The organism is Nocardiopsis sp. FIRDI 009 (assembly GCF_003386285.1).
In the GTDB taxonomy this organism is placed as follows: domain Bacteria; phylum Actinomycetota; class Actinomycetes; order Streptosporangiales; family Streptosporangiaceae; genus Nocardiopsis.
Genome location: NZ_QPNC01000009.1, coordinates 125183 through 143921 on the forward strand (window position 1 = coordinate 125183; position 18739 = coordinate 143921).

Annotated in this window: 16 protein-coding genes and 1 tRNA gene; 8 read left to right on the forward strand and 9 right to left on the reverse strand. The window is 71.8% G+C overall.

Annotated elements, in window-relative coordinates; translation table 11 throughout:
- Positions 1 to 103 precede the first annotated feature (103 nt).
- Positions 104 to 2596, reverse strand: a complete 2493-nt coding sequence (locus DVR05_RS07275) for an RNA helicase (RefSeq protein WP_116245338.1) — start codon at positions 2594 to 2596, stop codon at positions 104 to 106.
- 168 nt (positions 2597 to 2764) lie between these two features.
- Positions 2765 to 3754: a malate dehydrogenase gene (locus DVR05_RS07280; RefSeq protein ID WP_116245048.1), complete on the reverse strand. Its 990-nt coding sequence runs from the start codon at positions 3752 to 3754 to the stop codon at positions 2765 to 2767.
- Between the two features lie 264 nt (positions 3755 to 4018).
- Between DVR05_RS07280 and DVR05_RS07285 the strand changes: the two genes are divergently transcribed.
- Positions 4019 to 4092, forward strand: a tRNA-Ile gene (locus DVR05_RS07285).
- 163 nt (positions 4093 to 4255) lie between these two features.
- Here DVR05_RS07285 and DVR05_RS07290 read toward each other — a convergent pair.
- The gene (locus DVR05_RS07290) at positions 4256 to 4834 is read right to left on the reverse strand and encodes a DUF4870 domain-containing protein (protein ID WP_116245049.1); all 579 of its coding nucleotides are present in this window, start codon (positions 4832 to 4834) and stop codon (positions 4256 to 4258) included.
- Between the two features lie 564 nt (positions 4835 to 5398).
- Here DVR05_RS07290 and DVR05_RS07295 point away from each other — a divergent pair.
- Positions 5399 to 7288 (forward strand): GDSL-type esterase/lipase family protein, encoded by a 1890-nt coding sequence (locus DVR05_RS07295; RefSeq protein WP_116245339.1) that lies wholly within the window; start codon positions 5399 to 5401, stop codon positions 7286 to 7288.
- Positions 7289 to 7303: 15 nt separating this feature from the next.
- Here the strand turns inward: DVR05_RS07295 and DVR05_RS07300 are convergent, their stop codons facing one another.
- Both DVR05_RS07300 and DVR05_RS07305 read right to left on the reverse strand, forming a co-directional pair.
- Complete coding sequence (locus DVR05_RS07300; protein ID WP_116245050.1) at positions 7304 to 7924, reverse strand: TetR/AcrR family transcriptional regulator; 621 nt, start codon at positions 7922 to 7924, stop codon at positions 7304 to 7306.
- 259 nt (positions 7925 to 8183) lie between these two features.
- Positions 8184 to 8906 carry a glycerophosphodiester phosphodiesterase gene (locus DVR05_RS07305; protein WP_116245051.1) on the reverse strand — a complete coding sequence of 241 codons (723 nt, stop codon included), beginning with the start codon at positions 8904 to 8906 and terminating at the stop codon, positions 8184 to 8186.
- 266 nt (positions 8907 to 9172) lie between these two features.
- Between DVR05_RS07305 and DVR05_RS07310 the strand changes: the two genes are divergently transcribed.
- Positions 9173 to 9943 (forward strand): DeoR/GlpR family DNA-binding transcription regulator, encoded by a 771-nt coding sequence (locus tag DVR05_RS07310; protein WP_116245052.1) that lies wholly within the window; start codon positions 9173 to 9175, stop codon positions 9941 to 9943.
- 61 nt (positions 9944 to 10004) lie between these two features.
- Here DVR05_RS07310 and DVR05_RS07315 read toward each other — a convergent pair whose 3' ends face one another.
- Together DVR05_RS07315 and DVR05_RS07320 are read right to left on the reverse strand one after the other, a co-directional pair.
- Positions 10005 to 10481: a VOC family protein gene (locus DVR05_RS07315; protein WP_116245053.1), complete on the reverse strand. Its 477-nt coding sequence runs from the start codon at positions 10479 to 10481 to the stop codon at positions 10005 to 10007.
- Between the two features lie 70 nt (positions 10482 to 10551).
- The gene (locus DVR05_RS07320) at positions 10552 to 11823 is read right to left on the reverse strand and encodes an MFS transporter (RefSeq protein WP_116245054.1); all 1272 of its coding nucleotides are present in this window, start codon (positions 11821 to 11823) and stop codon (positions 10552 to 10554) included.
- A 296-nt stretch (positions 11824 to 12119) separates the two neighbouring features.
- Between DVR05_RS07320 and DVR05_RS07325 the strand changes: the two genes are divergently transcribed.
- The 3 genes from DVR05_RS07325 (at position 12120) to DVR05_RS07335 (ending at position 15229) form a co-directional block, all read left to right on the forward strand.
- Positions 12120 to 13736, forward strand: coding sequence for a sensor histidine kinase (locus tag DVR05_RS07325; RefSeq protein ID WP_116245055.1), 1617 nt, complete (start codon positions 12120 to 12122; stop codon positions 13734 to 13736).
- Positions 13737 to 13808: 72 nt separating this feature from the next.
- Positions 13809 to 14471, forward strand: coding sequence for a response regulator transcription factor (locus DVR05_RS07330; protein WP_116245056.1), 663 nt, complete (start codon positions 13809 to 13811; stop codon positions 14469 to 14471).
- A gap of 59 nt (positions 14472 to 14530) precedes the next feature.
- Positions 14531 to 15229: a metal-dependent phosphohydrolase gene (locus tag DVR05_RS07335; protein WP_232832027.1), complete on the forward strand. Its 699-nt coding sequence runs from the start codon at positions 14531 to 14533 to the stop codon at positions 15227 to 15229.
- 135 nt (positions 15230 to 15364) lie between these two features.
- Here the strand turns inward: DVR05_RS07335 and DVR05_RS07340 are convergent, their stop codons facing one another.
- Positions 15365 to 15646: a DUF4031 domain-containing protein gene (locus DVR05_RS07340; protein WP_116245057.1), complete on the reverse strand. Its 282-nt coding sequence runs from the start codon at positions 15644 to 15646 to the stop codon at positions 15365 to 15367.
- Complete coding sequence (locus tag DVR05_RS07345; protein WP_116245058.1) at positions 15643 to 16110, reverse strand: Lrp/AsnC family transcriptional regulator; 468 nt, start codon at positions 16108 to 16110, stop codon at positions 15643 to 15645. Before DVR05_RS07345 ends, DVR05_RS07340 begins: the two co-directional genes overlap by 4 nt.
- Positions 16111 to 16311: 201 nt before the next feature.
- Here DVR05_RS07345 and DVR05_RS07350 point away from each other — a divergent pair, with 201 nt between their 5' ends.
- Positions 16312 to 17190, forward strand: coding sequence for a tryptophan 2,3-dioxygenase (locus DVR05_RS07350; RefSeq protein WP_116245059.1), 879 nt, complete (start codon positions 16312 to 16314; stop codon positions 17188 to 17190).
- 29 nt (positions 17191 to 17219) lie between these two features.
- Positions 17220 to 18458, forward strand: a complete 1239-nt coding sequence (gene kynU / locus DVR05_RS07355) for a kynureninase (protein WP_116245060.1) — start codon at positions 17220 to 17222, stop codon at positions 18456 to 18458.
- The last annotated feature ends 281 nt before the right edge of the window (positions 18459 to 18739 follow it).

An 18739-nucleotide genomic window follows, 5' to 3' on the forward strand; every position in this document is an offset into this window, starting at 1 on the left:
AGCGAGGAACGAGCGGCAGGCGCCGCCGAGGATGAAGCATCCTGGCCTTTGGGGCGCCCGAACACGGGCCGAAGCGAAGCGGAGGCCCAAAGCAAGCACAGCCTCACAACCGGTTGACGTCGGTGATCCGGACGACCGCGTGCCCCTCGGCGTCGGAGGCGGCCAGGTCGACCTCGGCGCTGATCCCCCAGTCGTGGTCGCCCGCCGGGTCGGCGAGGATCTGTCGGACCCGCCAGAGCCCGTCCTCCTCCTCGATGAGCAACATCGCGGGGCCCCGCGCGTCGGGTCCGGTCCCGATCTCGTCGTGCTCCTCGAAGTAGTCCTCCAGGGCCTCCTCCCAGGAACCGGCGTCCCACCCCCCGTCGGCGTCCAGCTTCCCGAGGTCGTCGTAGCGGCGGCGGGCGGCCAGCTCCACCCGGCGGAACATCTCGTTGCGCACCAGCACCCGGAAGGCACGTGCGTTGGCGGTGACCGGACGCACCCGCTCCTCGGCCTCGGCCTCCCCGTCCGGCGCCTCCTCCTCCGGGTTGGTGAGCTGCTCCCACTCGTCCAGCAGGCTGGAGTCGACCTGGCGGACCAGCTCGCCGAGCCACTCCACGAGGTCGCGCAGCTCCTCGGTCTTGGCGTCGTCGGGCACGGTCTGGTTCAGGGCCTTGTAGGCGCTCGCCAGGTAGCGCAGGACCAGGCCCTCCGAACGCGCGAGCTCGTAGAAGCCCACGTACTCGGTGAAGGTCATCGCCCGCTCGAACATGTCCCGGGCCACGGACTTGGGGCGCAGCGGGTGGTCGCCCACCCACGGGTGCCCGCGCCGGTAGACCTCGTAGGCGTGGTCGAGCAGCTCCTCCAGCGGCTTGGGGTAGTCGATCTCCTCCAACCGCTCCATCCGCTCCTCGTACTCGATCCCGTCCATCTTCATCTGCTGGACGGCCTCGCCCCGTGCCTTGTTCAGCTGGGCGCCGAGGATCTGCCGGGGGTCGTCCAGGATGGACTCCACGACGCTGAGCACGTCCAGCGGGTAACTGGGCGATTCGGCGTCGAGCAGTTCCAGGGCGGCCAGGGCGAAGGTGGACAGCGGCTGGTTGAGCGCGAAGTCGGCCTGGAGGTCGACCGTGAGCCGTGCGGTGCGGCCCTGTTCGTCCGGTTCGGGGAGCGTCTCGACGATGCCGCCGTCGAGCAGCGACCGGTAGATGGCGATCGCCTCACGGATGTGGCGGCGCTGGGTTCTGCGGTCGTCGTGGTTCTCCGTGAGCAGGTGCCGCATGGCGGTGAAGCAGTTGCCGGGGCGGCCGATCACGCTGAGCAGCATCGCGTTGCTGACCCGGAACCGGGAGGTCAGCGGTTCGGGTTCGGCGTCGATGAGTTTGTCGAAGGTGGCCTTGTCCCAGGAGACGAACCCCTCGGGCGCCTTCTTGCGCACGACCTTGCGCCGCTTCTTGGCGTCGTCGCCCGCCTTGGCCAGCGCCTTCTCGTTCTCGATGACGTGCTCGGGCGCCTGGGCGACCACGTTGCCGACGGTGTCGAACCCGGCCCGCCCGGCCCGCCCGGCGATCTGATGGAACTCGCGGGCGCGCAGCCGCCGCACACGGGTGCCGTCGTACTTGCTCAGGGCGGTGAACAGCACGGTGCGGATGGGGACGTTGACGCCCACGCCCAGGGTGTCGGTGCCGCAGATGACCTTGAGCAGGCCGGCCTGGGCCAGCCGCTCGACCAGCCGCCGGTACTTGGGCAGCATGCCCGCGTGGTGGACGCCGATGCCGTGCCGTACGTAGCGGGACAGGTTGCGGCCGAACCTCGTGGTGAAGCGGAAGTTGCCGATCTCCTCGGCGATCGCCGCCTTCTCCGCCTTGGTGCACATGTTGATGCTGGTCAGCGACTGTGCCCGCTCGACCGCCTGCGCCTGTGTGAAGTGCACGATGTACACCGGCGCCTGGCCGGTGGACAGGAGCTCCTCCAACGTCTCGTGCAGCGGCGTGACCCGGTAGTCGTAGTAGAGCGGGACGGGGCGCTCGGCGGAGGCGACCACGGCGGTGGAGCGGCCGGTGCGCCGGTTGAGGTCCTCCTCGAACCGCGTGACGTCGCCCAGGGTGGCCGACATGAGCAGGAACTGGCACTGCGGCAGCTCCAGCAGCGGCACCTGCCAGGCCCACCCGCGGTCGGGTTCGGCGTAGAAGTGGAACTCGTCCATGACCACGGTGCCGATGTCGGCGCGGTCGCCCTCGGCGAGCGCGATCTGCGCCAGGACCTCGGCCGTGCAGCAGACGATGGGGGCGTCGGCGTTGACGCTGGCGTCACCGGTCATCATGCCGACGTTGTCGGTGCCGAAGATCTTGCACAGGTCGAAGAACTTCTCCGAGACCAGGGCCTTGATCGGTGCGGTGTAGAACGCGCACTCGTCGCGGGCCAGCGCCGCGAACAGCGCGCCCGTGGCCACCATGCTCTTGCCGGAGCCGGTGGGGGTGTTGAGGATGACGTTGGACCCGGAGACGACCTCGATGAGGGCCTCCTCCTGGTGCGGGTAGAGGGTGAGACCCCGCTCCTCGGCCCACAAAGCGAACGCCTCGAAGAGGGAGTCGGGGTCGGGTTCGGCCGGAAGCACATCGATGAGACTCACACTTCCTATACTGCCCGCTCCCGCGCACCCTTCGGGACGGTCGGCGCCCGGGGAGCCCCCTGGAACGGCGAGGGGCGCGCCCCCGAGGGAGGCGCGCCCCGCTGGTCGCGGTCCCGTGCCCGGGACCGTTCCACCGCTTCGGGTGGCGTGACCCTAGATCAGGCCGAGCTTGCGGACGGTGTCGCGCTCCTCGACGAGCTCCTGGACGGAGGCGTCGATGCGGGAGCGGGAGAAGTCGTCGATCTCCAGGCCCTGGACGATCTCCCACCTGCCGTTCCTGGACACGACCGGGAAGGAGGAGATGAGGCCCTCGGGAACGCCGTAGGAGCCGTCGGAGGGGATGGCCGCGGAGGTCCAGTCGCCCTCGGGAGTGCCGTTGACCCAGTCGTAGACGTGGTCGATGGCGGCGTTGGCGGCGGAGGCGGCCGAGGAGGCGCCCCGGGCCTCGATGATCGCGGCGCCGCGCTTGGCGACGGTCGGGATGAAGTCGTTCTCCAGCCATGCCTGGTCGTCGACGGCCTTGGCGGCGTTGGCGCCGTTGACCTCGGCGTGGAACAGGTCCGGGTACTGCGTCGCGGAGTGGTTGCCCCAGATCGTGAGCTTCTTGATGTCGTTGATCGACACGTTGAGCTTCTTGGCGAGCTGGGTGAGCGCGCGGTTGTGGTCGAGGCGGGTCATCGCGGTGAAGCGCTCGGCCGGGACGTCCGGCGCGTGGCTCTGGGCGATGAGGGCGTTGGTGTTGGCCGGGTTGCCGACCACCAGGACGCGGATGTCGTCGGCCGCGCCCGCGTTGATCGCCTCACCCTGCGGCTTGAAGATGCCGCCGTTGGCCTCCAGCAGGTCGCCGCGCTCCATGCCCTTGCCGCGCGGGCGGGCGCCGACGAGCAGACCCACGTTGGCGCCCTCGAAGGCCTGGCGGGCGTCGTCGAAGATGTCGATGCCCTGGAGGAGCGGGAACGCGCAGTCGTCCAGCTCCATGGCCGTGCCCTCGGCGGCCTTGACGGCCTGCGGGATCTCCAGCAGGCGCAGCTTCACCGGGGTGTCGGCCCCCAGCAGCTGACCGGAGGCGATCCGGAACAGCAGGGCGTAGCCGATCTGGCCAGCGGCGCCGGTGACGGTGACGTTGACGGGTACTTGGGCCATGACGTGAACTCTCCTGACGACGAAGTGCGACCCGCGATGTTACCAATGGGTATGAAGCGGCGTCCGTGCCGGGGCGCTGGGGTCCGACCAGGCGCGCGCCGCACCTCACCACCCTAGACCGAGCGTGCCCGAGGCGGGTGACCCAGGTGCGGGGAAGCCGGCCGTGCCCAGATGGGACCGTGTGTCAATCTCCCGTGGATCACGGATTTACGGCGCGGAAACGTCGGACGCACCCTGTTAGGATGACGTTTGCCGAACGACGGCGGGCCGGTAGCTCAGCTGGTTAGAGCAGGGGACTCATAATCCCTGGGTCGCGGGTTCGAGTCCTGCCCGGCCTACCCCCTTGTCGAACGCGAAATCGGGTGTCGTCGACCCGTGTCCACGGGTCGACGACAGTGCTGCATCGGAGCGATGCGCCCCCATTTCGCTTTTGTGTGGATTGTCGTTCGTGCCCGATCGGCCCCCGTCACGGGCGGCGGGCGCCTCCCGGCACGTCGGCCGCTACTTCACCCAGGTGACGTTGAACGGGTACGTGAACGGCTGTCCCTGGTTGACGGCCTGGCCGGCCCGCAGGCCCATGACCACCGAGAAGATCCACGCCGCGAGCCAGATCAGGTAGCCGACGAGCACGATCATGAGCACGCCGGAGACCACGTACACGATCAGCAGGACGAGCTGGAAGTTCAGGGCGGCGAGCGCCTGCTGACGGACGAAGGGGGACTCGTCCTTCTTGATCGCCCAGATGATGAGCGGGACGATCCACCCGAGGATGCCGCCGCCGACATGGGCGAAGAAGGCCATCTGCCTGTCGTCCGGGGTGGGCTGGCCGCCGTAACCGGGCTGACCGTAGCCCGGCTGGCCGCCGTGCCACTGCTGCTGGTCGTACGGGGAGGGGTGGCCACCCTGCGGGGGCGGGCCGTATCCGGGCTGACCCTGCTGGGGGTGGCCGCCGGGCTGGGCCGGGTAACCGCCGGTCTGGTACCCCGGCGGAGGGGTGTAGCCGCCGGTCCCGCCCTGGTGGCCGGGCTGGTGCCCCTCGCCGTAGGGGTCGCCCGGTGGGGGAGTGTTGGGGTGGGACATGGGGTTCTCCTTCACGTGGATGTGTGGGCGAGGTGTCGCAAGCCCTACCTCAGCAGACGGTCGCACACCGGGTGCCGGTTCCAAGCACCGCCGTGTGGATGCGCGCGGGTGGCGGGGGCGGAGCCGCCCGCGGACGTGGGTCTCACCCTCCGCCCTCGGTGGGACGGGGGCGTGGCCCATCATTCCAGCAGAACGGTGCCGCGGGGTGGGGCGCCCGTCCCTTCCGGGCGCGGGGACGCGCCCGTCACGATCCGGGGCCGCTCAGGCATTCCGTGGAAGGTGCGAGCGCCCACGGGTATCCGTGGAATATGAGAATCCTTCACGAACGTGACACCAGCGCATTATCTACCTTTCGTTATGAATTTTGTGGATGCACTGCGCGTTCTCCCTGACGTTCCACGTCGTCCTTACCGTGTCCGATGTCGTGTTCCTCCCTTCCGCTCCGGGTACTCGTCTAGACTGGCGGCCCGCGCGGGGCGGTCGTGTCCCACGTCTCACCGACCCCGGCGCGCCCCGCGCCGTCCACCCCGTCGGTGACGCGTGGAACCAGTGGAGAGGCGAGTGGTGAACGCGGGCAGGCGACGGCGGAGTGCGCAGACCGGGCACCGGGGACGGCTCCTCCCCCACCTCGTGGGCGTCGGAGCGGCCCTGGTCGCACTCGTGGTCGTCGCCGTGGCCGCCCACGTCCTCCCCCGGGAGGCCGAACCCCGGTCGCCCGACCACCGGACCGTCGCGCCGGAGCCCTTCGCCGACCTCGTCGACCGCGTGGGCATCACCCGTGACGACGCCGCTGTCGCCGGGGACCTCGACGGCGCGGGCCACAGCCTGTCCGCGCGGACCCTGGCCGAGGCAGGGTGGCACTCCGGCGGCGCGGTCACCGTCCTGGGCGTCCCGATCGACCTGCCCTCCTACGGCGGCGGACGCCCCGATCACCTGGTCTGCCGGGGGCAGTTCGTGGCCCTGGAGGAGGAACGCGTCCGTTCGGTCGCCTTCCTCGTCACCGCCACCCGCGACGACGGCCTCGGCGCCCCCGTCCTCGGCACCGGCCGTGTGGTCTACGCCGACGGCACGGAGGAGGAGTTCACCCTCTCCGTGCCCGACTGGTCGGCGGGCCCCGCGGCCGACGCCGTCCTCTCCCTCCCCTACACCAACTCCCGGTCCGGCCCCGGAAGGGCGGGCGGGGCCCGCCTGTACGCCCGGACGGTCCCGGTCGACCCCCTGCGTGAGGTCTCCCACGTGGTGCTGCCCCGCGAGCCGGTCGGCGGCGACATCCAGGTCTTCGCGGCGGAGGGGACCCCGGTGGGAGGCGACTGGGTCGGCACCTGGTCCCGGGCCACCTCCGCGCTGCTGGAGGTCGGTCCCTGGGAGGACCAGACCCTGCGTCTGGCGGTGCGCACCAGTACCGGCGGCGACGGCGCGCGCATCCGCCTCGCCAACACGTTCGCGAGCCGCCCCGTCACCATAGGGGCCGCCTCCCTCGCCCCGCGCGGGACCGGCGCCGGGACGGAGGGCACGGCGGTCCCGCTCACCTTCGACGGCGCGCCCGGAGCCGTCATCCCGGCCGGCGGGCAGCTCTTCAGCGACCCGGTCGCGATCGCGCTGCCCGCCAACACCGAACTCTGGGTGAGCATCCACCTGCCGGAGCGCGTGACGAGCGCCCCGGTCCACCACGCGGCCGTGGACACCGGTTTCACGAGCGCCCCCGGGAGCGGGGACCACACCCTGGACACCACGGGGACGCCGTTCACCGGATTCGTCACCCGGTGGCCGTTCCTCACCGGGGTGGAGGTCCTCGGGGCCCCGGGGGCGATCGTCACGGTCGGCGACTCCATCACCGACGGGGTCGGCGCCACCCGCGACGCCCACGCCCGCTGGCCCGACGTGCTCAGTGAAAGGTTGGCCGCCCGGGAGGGCGTCCCCCACCTCGGGGTGCTGAACACGGGCGTGTCCGGGAACCAGGTCGTCGGCGACGCCTACCCGGGCGAGGGACTGGCCGACACCGCGGCCGGTGTCAGCCTGCGCCACCGGTTCCGACGGGACGTGCTGGCCCAGACCGGCGTGGGCACCGTCGTCGTCTTCGCCGGGATCAACGACCTGAGGTGGGGGACGCCCGCGCGGAGGGTGGTCGCCGGGCTCGACGAGGTCGCCGCGCTCGCCCGGGAACGGGGACTGCGCGTCTTCGTGGCGACCCTCGCCCCCTGCGGAGGCGAACGCCTGTGCACGCCGCGGGTGGAGCGGGCCCGTCAGGAGGTCAACGCCCACCTGCGGGCGCGGGCGGGCGCCCCGGACTCCGTGTACGAGGGGGTGTGGGACTTCGACCTGGTGCTGCGGGACCCGGACGACCCGACCCGGCTGCTGCCCGCCTACGACTCCGGTGACCACCTGCATCCGGGGGACGCCGGGCTGCGCGCGATCGCCGAGTCCGTGGATCTGTACGCCCTGGTCGGAGGCTGACGGCCGACGCCCCGGTCAGCGCGGGCAGCCCAGGTGATGGTGGACCACCAGATCGACGTAGACCGCGGCCAGGTCGTCCAGGCTCAGGCCGCCGTCGGGGTCGTACCAGTGCAGGAGCGAGTCGAGCGTCTCCAGGACCTCGTCGGCGGTTCTGCCGGGGTCGAGGATGGCGAAGTCCCCCGAGGCGACGCCGTCCGCGATGATCGTGCGGAGGTGCTCGCGGTAGGCGCGGGTGAGGCAGGCGATGTCCCGGTGGCGGGAGGGGTGGACGGCACGCAGCACCGGCAGCAGCTCCTGTCCGAGCGCGGTCGCCGCGCGGTGCTTCCACCCGATCTCGACGTGCCGTCTGACCAGCCGTGCCACGCGTTCCAGCGCGGAGGCGCCGGTGTCGTCCGCGCCCAACTGCCCGTCGACGCGCTCGCGGGTGGAGCGCAGGACGACAGCGTAGGCCAGGTCGAAGCGCGTCGGGAAGGCGCGTCTGAGCGAGGCGGCGTCGGTCCCGGTCTCGGCCGCGATGTGCGCCGTCAGGTCGGACATGGCGATGCCGCGTGCGCCGTGCTCGGCGAACAGGCGTGCCGCGCAGTCCAGGACGGGGGCCGTGGTGCGAAGGGCGTGAGGGGAGGTCTCGGCCGTCATCTGTGTGCTGTCTCGTCGATCGGAGGACGCCGCGGGGGGCGGGGCAGCGCGGGGCTGATTCGGTGGGAACCGGTTTCGAGGATATCCTCGGCACGCCGTCGTAGCAGGTGGAATGCGGGAAGTCAGTGGAGAATGGTTCGGGTGCGCGGCACATGGTGGCGGTGTGTCCGCCGGCAGGCGAATGGGGACCCGAAACCCGTTCTCCGTGTGGTTCGACGCCCCCACTACGATGCCGCTGACCTGCTGCTCCCGTTCCCGGTCAGGCGGATTCGGCGGTGTGATGGACCCCCTTCCCGGTGTCCTTCGTCAACGACGTCAGATCCTCGATCCGTTCCGTCGCGAGCGCGTCGACGCCCATTCCGACGTACCGCGCCATTTCCGGAAACTCATTCACGTTCCATACCGCGACGCGATATCCGAAACGATGGATCTCCCCGATCCTCTCCCGGTTCAGGAGCGTGTTCCGTACGCCGAGGTAGGTCGGGTGCAGAGCCCGCGCCACGTCCTCCGGAGGCAGGCCCGGCTGGTCCCACGCCAGGAGCAGCGGCGTCTCGGAACTGCGTGACCGCAGTGCCCCCAGCGTCTCGACGGAGCCGGTGAACAGGACCCGGTCGGCCAGCCCCCGCTCGCGCAGGAGGGCGTCCGCGGCCAGCGCGGCCTCCGGCGCGGCGGCGTCGATCAGCAGGGGCGGGGCGATCCCGGGACGGAACTCCCCCAGCACCTCCATCAGGGTGGGGACGCGCCGCTCCACGTCGTCCCGGGCGGCCGCGAGTTCGGCCAGGGTGAGGTCGGTGACCGGGCGGGGCGGGGCGCCCGGTGTGGCGGCGACGCGGTCGTCGACCAGGACGGGATATCCGTCCGAGCTCAGGTGGACGTCGACCTTGACCAGGTCGGCTCCTGCGCGCCACGCTGATCGCAGGGCGGGGAGGGTGTTCCCCGGGGAATGTGCGGTGTCTCCGCTCAGTGCGATGGACAACGTCATGGTGACAGGGTGGCAAAGTCCGCGACCGTGCGTGGTGCAAACAGGAAAAACGCCGACCAAGGCGGACTGGCACGATGGAGCGCGGAGCCCGGTGGGCGGGGCGGCGCGCCCGGCCCGCCGCCCGGTCGCGGGGGCGCGGTCGCGGCCACTGCGAGCGGTGTCACGTCGTCAGACCGCTGTCCCGGTCCCCCGAGCTGGGAAACTCTGTTACATGACGTCGTATCCGCACGGCGTTCCCCTGTCGGCCCCGGAGTGTGAGGCGAACGATGATCCCGGACCAGCGGCGAGAGCACATCCTGAAGCTCCTCCAGGAGCGTCACGTGTTGAGCATCAACGAGCTCACGTCGATGCTGTCCGTGTCCCACATGACGGTTCGGCGTGACATCCAGGCACTGGAGAACGACGGCAAGGTCCTGTCGGTGACGGGCGGTGTCCGGCTGGCGGCGCGGCTCAAGAGCGAGCCGTCCTACCTGGCCAAGGCGCAACTGGAGGTGCCCGCCAAGCGGGCGATAGCGCGCGCGGCCGCCGAACTGGTGCGGGAGAACTTCACCATCTACCTGGACGCGGGGACCACCACGCTCCAGATGGTCCCGCTGCTCACCGACAAGGTCGGCCTGACCGTCATCACCAGCGACTTCAACGTCGTCGGGCACCTGATGGAGTACCCGGGGATCGAGCTGATCCACACCGGCGGCGTGGTGTCCCACTCCGACCACTCGTCGGTGGGCCAGTTCACCGCGGACTTCCTGCGCAAGGTCAACGTCGACCTCGCCTTCATCGCCAGCAGCTCCTGGGACGCCGAACGCGGGTCGACGACCCCCTCCGAGGCCAAGGTCATCGCCAAGCAGGAACTGCTGCGCATCGCCTCCAAGAGCGTGCTGACCGTGGACAGCACCAAGTACGGCAAGTTCGGCACGTTCCGGGTGGCGAGCCTGGAGGAGTTCGACCTGATCATCACCGACGATCGGCTGCCGCGCTCGGCCGTGGACGAGCTGACCGAGCGGGACGTGCGGCTGAAGCTGGTGGAGTGCGAGTGAGCCGCCCCTGGGCCGGCTCTCTTCGGGCCTTCGCTCCGCTTCGGCCCGGAGGCGGGGCGGCTCAGTCCTCGTCGTCGTCGATCTCGGCAGGGGCGAAGAGCGCCAGCTCGGTGCCGTCGGGGTCGAAGAAGACCAGGGTGGAGCCGTCGGCGTCGTGGCTGGCGGGGGTGTGCTCGACGTCCAACCTGGTGAACCGGTCCTCCCACGCCTCCAGCTCACCCAGGTTGCTCACCCGGAGGACGAGGCGGTCGAGGCCGCAACGGCGGTGGTCGAACTTCCCCTTGAAGTTGTCCCGGTGCTGGACCAGGTCCAGAAGGAACCCGCAGGAGTGGCGGCACTCGGTGCGCAGGGTGCCGTTCTCGTCCTCGCTGCGCAGTTCCTTGAACCCCAGGACCGAGCGGTAGAAGCGCACGCTCTCGTCACGGTCGCGGACGGAGAGGGTGACGCGGGCGAGTCCACAGATCTGGGGCACCTTGACCTCTCTTCGCCGTCGGCTGGACCCGGGTTTCATGGTGGTCAGTAGATCGAGCACGGTCATCGAGCCTAGGGCCGATCGGATGGTGCCCTGCCACGCCTTAACGCGTGCTTAACACACGATGTTCCGAGGGTCACGTGCCATCGGGCCCGAGTGTCGCGGAGATCCCCTCCCGGGGGTCGGCGGGCGCGGCCTCCTCCCTGCGCGCGTACCAACGGCTCCGCATCACCAGCGTGTTGACCGCGACGGCGACGAGCGCGCCCGCGGTGGCCAGGGCGAACGCCCCCTGGTGGCCGTAGGCGTCGGCGAGCGATCCGGCCACCACCGACCCCGCCGACTGGCCCAGGATGAGGAAGCTCAGGATGAGCGCCATCGACTGTGACATCCGACTCGGCGGTGCGGCCCGCTCGATCAGCCCGAACAGGCTCACCAGGTGTGGTCCGATCGCCACGCCGAGCGCCAGGATGGCCACGGAGAGGGCGACGGCCCCGTCCGCCAGGTAGAGCGGGAACGTGAGCAGGAACAGCGCGCCCGCGGCGACCCGGACCCGTGCGGGCAGGGTGAACGCGACGGGCAGGGACGCCATCAGGAGGCCGGCGACCGCGCTGCTGGAACCCTGGAGGGCGTACATCAGCCCGGACAGGTCGCCGTGGCCGGAGTCGGTGGCGAACGCGGTCACCCCGGTGGACATGCCGCCGAAGAACAGGCCCTGGCAGAACATGGGGGCGGCGATCACCATGAGGGCGGGGGTGGCGATCCGGCCGCCCGCGCCCCGTGCCGGCGGGGTTCCCGGCGGAGCGGTCGGGTGCAGCGCGAACACGGTCCCGAACACCCCGATGAGCACGGCGGCGCCCAGGACGCTGGCCGAGGGGGAGAGGGTGACGGTGAGCACGCCGACCAGGGCCGGGCCCAGGACGAAGGCGGCCTCGTCCAGCACGCCCTCGACCGACATCGCCGCCGCCAGGGAGCGCTCGCGGTCGGTCGCGCGCGGGTCGGCCGCCCGGATGAGGCCCACCCACCGGGTGCGGGCCATGGGGCCGATCTGGGGCATGCACAGGCCGGACAGGGCGGCGAGCACGGTCAGGACGGCGGGTGAGCGGTCCGCGGCGACCGCCGCCACGAGCAGACCGATGAGGACGGCGTCCACGAGTGCGGTGACCAGGACCGGCCGCCGCTGCCCGTGCCGGTCGGCGAAGCGCGCGATGAGGGGTCCGCCCACGGTCTCGCCCAACGCGAAGGCGCCGCTGACGATCCCGGCCACGGCCACGCTGCCGGTGGCGGAGGCGACCAGGGTCAGCAGGCCGATGAGGGCCATGGAGACGGGGAGTCGGGCCAGGAACGTGGCGGTCAGCAGCGGCCAGCCGGCGATCGCGTCCATGCGTCGCAGCGTTTCCAGTGGTGACATCCGCTCCCTGTCCCTGCCCGCCCGTCGCCCACCACCGCCCGAGGGCCGCTCCGCGGTGGGGTTGGGCACCCTCGACTGTCGCCTTCGGCGTGGTGATTCCCCTACGGATTGCAGCATGGCGGTCGAAAGCTGACAATCGTCGAGAAGGCCAAAATTCATCCCATGATATGGCCGTTTTGGGGCGAATCTCGTGGATCCGTGCGCCCGTCGCACGTCACCGACGTGACGAAGGTGGTGTGAACCTCTGACTTTCGCTGGTTCCGTCCCCTGCGGGATGACTGTGTAGGTTCGTCCCCATGCGCTTCTCCGAGCCGCTTCGGGCCCTGCGCCACGCCCTGCGGCCGCTGCCCGACTGGCCGAACCGGCGCGCGCTCACGCGCGACGCCGTCCTCGCCGCCCTGGTCGCCGTCGGCCTGGTCCTGGAGGGCTCCGTGGCGTGGACCCGGGGCGACGCCGACCCCGCCCCGGCCCTCCTCCTCCACACGGCCCTGTTCGCGGTCGGGCTGCTGGTCATCGTGCTCACCCGCCTGTACCCCGTCCTCGCGGTGATTGTGGCCCTGCTCGGGAGCCTGGTGTCGATCACCCTGGGATTCCTGGTGCTCTGCGCCGCCTTCCTCCTCGGGCGCCGTTCCCCGACCCTGTGGCCCGCGGTCACCGTCTTCGCCGCCGGTACCGCGGTCTGGTTGGCAGTCCTGGCCACGGTGTGGTCACGCGACGTCAACGCCTGGACGTTCACCGTCGTCACCCTGGTCTTCTCCCTCGTCCTGCCGTGGCTGATCGGCGTCTACCGGCGCCAGCACGCGGCGCTGACCGCGGCCGGGTGGGAGCACGCACGCCACATCCAGCGCGAGCACCGGCTGACGGCGGAACAGGTCCGGCTGCGCGAACGCTCGCGGATCGCCCAGGACATGCACGACTCCCTCGGCCACGAGCTCAGCCTCATCGCCCTGCGCGCCGGGGCGTTGGAGGTCACGCCGGACCTGTCCGACGAGCACCGCCGCGCCGTCGCCGAACTGCGGGCCGACGCGGTCAACGCCACCACACACCTGCGCGAGATCATCGGCGTCCTGCGCGCCGACGCCGAACCCGCGCCCATGATCCCCGCGGACGAGGGCGTGCCCGCGCTGGTCGAGCGGGCCCGCGACTCCGGTATGCGCGTCATGCTCGTACGCGACGGTGACGTGTCCGACCTGCCGCCGATGGTCGGCCGGGCCGCGCACCGGGTGGTCCAGGAGGCGCTGACCAACGCCGCCAAGTACGCTCCGGACGCCTCGGTCACCGTGTGGCTCGGCGCGGGCGACACGGCCCTGGAGGTGCGGATCACCAACGCCCCTCCGGTCGGTGTCCTGCCGGAGACCCCCGAGGGCGGCGGCCGGGGCCTGATCGGACTGCGTGAGCGCGTCCGGGTGGCCGGAGGGTCCTTCACCGCCGGACCGCGCGGCGGCGGGTGGGAGGTGGCCGCGACCCTGCCGCTCGGGGACGCGCTCCCGGTCGTCTCGGCCCAGGACACCGAGCACGAGCGGTCGGACGACATCGACCGGCTGCAACGGGCGGCCCGCCGCAGGTTCCGCGGGTGGACCGTGGCACTGGCGGCCCTGCCCGTCACCCTCCTGGTGGTGGGCGTGATCGTGTCGGTGGGACCGATGTCGCTGACCCCGGAGGAACAGGTCCTGCCGCCCGAGGACCTGGCGCGGATCTCGGTCGGCGACACCCGCGAGGAGGCCGAGCGCCACCTCCCGGCCGACTCGCTGCGGCTGACCGCGGTGGAACGAGGACTCTACCGCGAACCCGAGGGCGCCGAGTGCGCGTACTACCACGACGGTTCGCCGCTGCTGGATCCGGAGGCCGTCCTCCACCAGGTGTGCTTCCGCGACGGCCGCGTGGTCCGCGCGGGAACCGCCACCATCGACTGAAGGGCCCCGCAGGGGCCCGAACCGCGTGCGCGGACCCGCGCGCGCCGACCGACCACGAGGAGGAGACCGGCCGTGATCCGGGTGCTGATCGCCGACGACGAGACGATGATCCGCGCGGGCGTGCGCGCCATCGTGCAGAGCGATCCGGGGATCGAGGTGGTCGCGGAGGCCGCCGACGGGCGTGAGGCCGTGGATCTGGTGCTCTCCCACCGCCCCGACGTCGTCCTGCTGGACATCCGCATGCCGCGTATGGACGGGCTGGCGGCCACCGCGGAGATCCGCAGGGTGGCGCCCGACACGGCGGTGGCCGTCCTCACCACCTTCGGCGAGGACGGGTACGTCTCCCGGGCCCTGGGTGACGGCGCCGCCGGGTTCCTGCTCAAGGCGGGCGACCCGCGTGAGCTCATCGCCGGGGTGCACGCCGTGGCCGAGGGCGGCGCCTACCTGTCGCCCCGGGTGGCCCGGCAGGTGATCGCGCACTACGGAGGCGGTCGCGCCGCCCGGGAGGCGGCCGCCCTGGCCAGGGTCGAGGAACTCACCGACCGGGAGAGGGAGGTGCTCGCGCTGGTCGGCGCGGGACTGTCCAACGCCGACATCGCCCGGCGCCTGTTCCTGGTGGAGGGCACGGTGAAGAGCTACGTGAGCGCGATCCTCAACCGCCTGGGACTGCGCAACCGCGTGCAGGCGGCGATCCTGGCCCACGAGGCCGGGCTCCCGGAGGCGGTCGACACCTGATCCCCCTCACCGTGCCCCCGGAGGCGGTGCGGTCGGCGGATGTGGGGAATACTCGGGGCATGGTGAGCACGAGGACCCCTGACGACGCCCCCGGACCGAACGGGGGCGTGGAGCTGGCGCCGCTGCGGGCGGCCTGGCGGGAGCTGGCGGGGCGGGGCCCCGAGGCCGCGGCGGTGGGCGACGAGCTGCTCGGCCGGTGGGGCGAGGAGCACCGCAGGTACCACACGCTGACGCACCTGTGGGAGACGCTCCGGGCCGTCGACCTCCTGGCGGACCAGGCCGACGACCCGGACGCCGTGCGGTACGCGGTCTGGTTCCACGACGCCGTGTACGAGGGACGCCCGGGGGAGGACGAGCGCGAGAGCGCGCGCCTGGCCGAGCGGCTGCTGACCGGGCTGGGCGTTGATCCCGCGCGGGTCCGCGAGGTCGTGCGGTTGGTGGAGCTGACCGCCGACCACCGGACCGAGCCGGGGGACGCCGACGGCGCGGTCCTGTGCGACGCGGACCTGGCGGTGCTGGCCGCGGCCCCCGACGAGTACCTGGCCTACACGGCGGCCGTGCGCGCGGAGTACCGCCGGGTGCCCGACCGGCTCTTCCGGGAGGGGCGGCTGTCGGTGCTGCGTTCCCTGAGGGACGCCCCGCACCTGTACGCCACGCCGTACGGCCGCGCCCACTGGGAGGAGCGGGCCCGGGCCAACATCGACGCCGAGATCGGGCGTCTGGAGTCCGCCGAGGTGGTGGAGCCGCCGCCCCTGTGACCTGGGTGCGCTGACCCGGGAGTTCGGTGGGGCGGGTGACGGGAGGGCCTCCGCCGCGCCGTGGTCCGTGTTCGGCCGTCCGAACGGTGCCCCCTGGGCGGGCGGCCACGGGACGGGCCCGGGGGCGCGGCGAGGTCAGACGCGGTCGCCGCCGCGCGAGGTCCGACGCCGCCGCAGGCCCGAGGCGCGCAGTCGGGTGACGAGTTCCCGTCCGCTGACGTGCTCGGCGCCCAGTTCCACCGCCCGCGCGTGCAGGTGCTCGGGGACGTCGTAGTGGTCGCGGTCGAAGGCGCGGGGGCTCACCCCGAGTGCGCGGGCGAAGGCGTGCAGTTCGTCGTAGGAGCGGTCGCTGACCAGGTGGGCGAAGAGCCAGCCGCGCGGCCCGGGCCACACGGGCGTGTCGATGAGGACGCTCATGAGGTGCGCGGCGCGGTCACGGCCCGCCAGGGCACGGGGCTGGAGAGGACCATGGTGCTGGAGGGGCGGCCGTGTTCGGCCAGGCGGTCGATGACCTCCTCGAAGTGCTCCATGGACCGCACCGCGATGAACAGGACGCAGCAGGCGTCCCCGGTCACCCGGTGCACCTGGAGGATCTCCGGCAGGTCCAGGGCGGTGGGTTCGCGCAGCAGGCAGTGCGCGCCGAAGCACTCCATCCGCACCAGCGCCGTCACCGGGAGCCCGGCCGCGGCCGGGTCCACGTGCGCGTGGTAGCCGGTGATCACGCCGCGGTCGGTGAGGCGGCGGACGCGGTCGGCCACGGCCGGGGCCGACAGGTTGACCCGGCGGGACAGCTCGTTGAAGGACAGCCGTCCGTCCTGTTGCAGCTCGGCCAGTATCCGCTGGTCAACGCTGTCCAGCGGGGTTGCCAGTCTCGAAGTCACGGTTTGCGATCCCAAAGTAGGAATGTCTTTTCCGTTATGGATACTAGGTCAACGCCCGACTTGTGGCGTCGTCACCCATTCCTTCGGCCGCCTTCCGTGGACGATCATGTGAGTCAGCGTCACCGTGGACCGCGCGGGGCCCTCCCCTCGCTCGCCACGGGGACGCCTCGGAAGACGACACAGCACCGACGAGGGGTTCCCATGCTCTCCACGACCGCCCAACAGTGTCCCTACATGCCGGGCGGTGACGACGACGGAGCCGAGGCGGGCGGTGGCCCGAACCTCGCCTTCGAGCGCACCACCCCCTATGTCGACTACGTCGGCGTGGACACCCTCCTCAGCCTCCAGAACACGCGCACCGACGAGCCCGCCGAGTCCGCGTTCATCATCAGCACCCAGGTCATGGAGCTGCTGTTCACCCTGGTGCAGGAGCGCTGGGAGGCGGCCCGGGACGCCCTGGAGGCCGACGACGCCCCCGGGGCGGTCGCGTGGCTGCGCCGGGCGTGCAACGCCCAGGACGTGCTCAACTCCTCCTGGGGCCTGCTCGCCGACATGACGCCGACCGAGTTCAACCGGTTCCGCCCCGCCTTCGGGGAGGCCTCCGGCTTCCAGTCCTACGGCTACCGCAAGCTGGAGTTCCTGCTCGGGAACAAGTCCGCGGCGATGATCCGCCCGCACAAGGCGATGGCCGGGGTGGTCGCCGAGCTGACCCGACTGCTGGAGGGACCGAGCCTGTACGACGCGGCGCTGCGCCTGCTGCGCCGCCGCGGCCTCCCGGTGCCCGAGGACCGCGCCGAGCGCGACTGGACCGCCGACTACGAACCCAGCCCCGAGGTCGAACACGCCTGGGCCGAGGTGTACCGCGACGACCAGCCCGGCAACGACCTGTTCCTGCTGGCCGAGGCGCTGCTCGACGTCGCCGAGCGGGTGACCCGGTGGCGTCACGCCCACCTCATGGCCGTCAAGCGCACCATGGGGGCCAAGCCCGGCAGCGGCGGCTCCAACGGCCTCACGTGGCTCGCGCGCAACGTCGAGCAGGACGTCTTCCCGGAGCTGTGGTCGCTCCGGAACACCATCTGAACACCGGCACCACCAGAAGGCAGGAACCGATGACGCCCACCACCCGCGAGGAGTGCACCGCCCTCGACGCGGCCGACCCCCTCGCCCCCCTCCGCGAGGAGTTCGTCCTCCCCGAGGGGGTGATCTACCTGGACGGCAACTCGCTGGGGGCGCTCCCCAGGTCCACCCCCGGACGCGTCGCCGACATGATCGAACGCGAGTGGGGCCGGGACCTCATCCGGAGCTGGAACACCGCGGGCTGGTGGGACAAGCCGCGCACGCTGGGCGCCAAGGTCGCCCCGCTGGTCGGGGCCGACCCCGACGAGGTAGTCGTCGGCGACGGCGTCTCGGCCAACCTGTTCAAGGTCGTCATCGCGGCCCTGCGCATGTCCGACCGCTCCGTCGTGCTCGGTGAGGCGGGCAACTTCCCCACCGACCTGTACGTCACGGAGGGCGCGGTCGGGCTCGCCGGGGCCACCCAGCGCCGGATCGACCCCGACGGCCCCGAACTGGCCGAGGCGCTCGCCGCGGGCGACGTGGCGGTCGTGCTGCTCAGCCACGTGGACTACCGCACCGGAACCCTGCGGGACATGCCGGGCATCACGCGCCTGGCCCACGAGCACGGCGCCCTGGTCGTGTGGGACCTGTGCCACAGCGTGGGCGCGGTGCCGATCGACCTGTCCGACTGCGGCGCGGACTTCGCCGTCGGCTGCACCTACAAGTACCTCAACGCCGGACCGGGCGCCCCCGCCTTCCTGTACGCCGCCCGCCGCCACCACGCGGTCGCCGACCAGCCGATCAGCGGCTGGCACGGGCACGCGCGCCCGTTCGACTTCACCGGCGACTACGAGCCCGCGCCCGGGGTGTCCCGCTTCCTCAGCGGCTCGCAGCCGCTCGTGGCCGACGCGGCCTTGGAGGCGAGCCTGGACGTGTGGGCCAAGGCCGACATGGACCTGGTACGCGCCAAGAGCCTGGCGATGACCGACCTGTTCCTGCGGGTGACCGGGGAGGCGGGACTCGTGTCGGCCACCCCCCTGGAGCACGGGCGACGCGGGAGTCAGGTGGCGCTGCTCCAGCCGGAGGAGGGCTCGGGGTACCCGATCGTGCAGGCGCTGATCGAGCGCGGGGTGATCGGCGACTTCCGCGCCCCCGACGTCATGCGGTTCGGGTTCACCCCGCTTTACCTGCGGTACGTGGACGTCTTCGACGCCGCCACCGCCCTCGTGGAGGTCGTGCGGACCGGCCAGTGGCGTCAGGAGCGCTTCGCCCAGCGCGCCCAGGTGACCTGAACCGCCCTCTGGCGGACGTTTCCCGATGCCCCGGAAGGACCGCGGTCCTTCCGGGGCATCGGCCTTTTCGGAGGCGGAGTGCGGGGTGACCCGGGACACAGGTCGGGGTTACATGGTCTTTGCCACACGGGCGCGCCGTCGGCGTGATCGGGGGTGATCCGCGTTGCCGCGCGGAATGCGCACTACTGGTTGGTAAACACTGTTGCTTCGATGTTTGTGCAGGTGAGAGCCGGTGCCATCAGAGTGTGGCGCCAGCCACGGACGCGGTCTCCGAAGGGCGG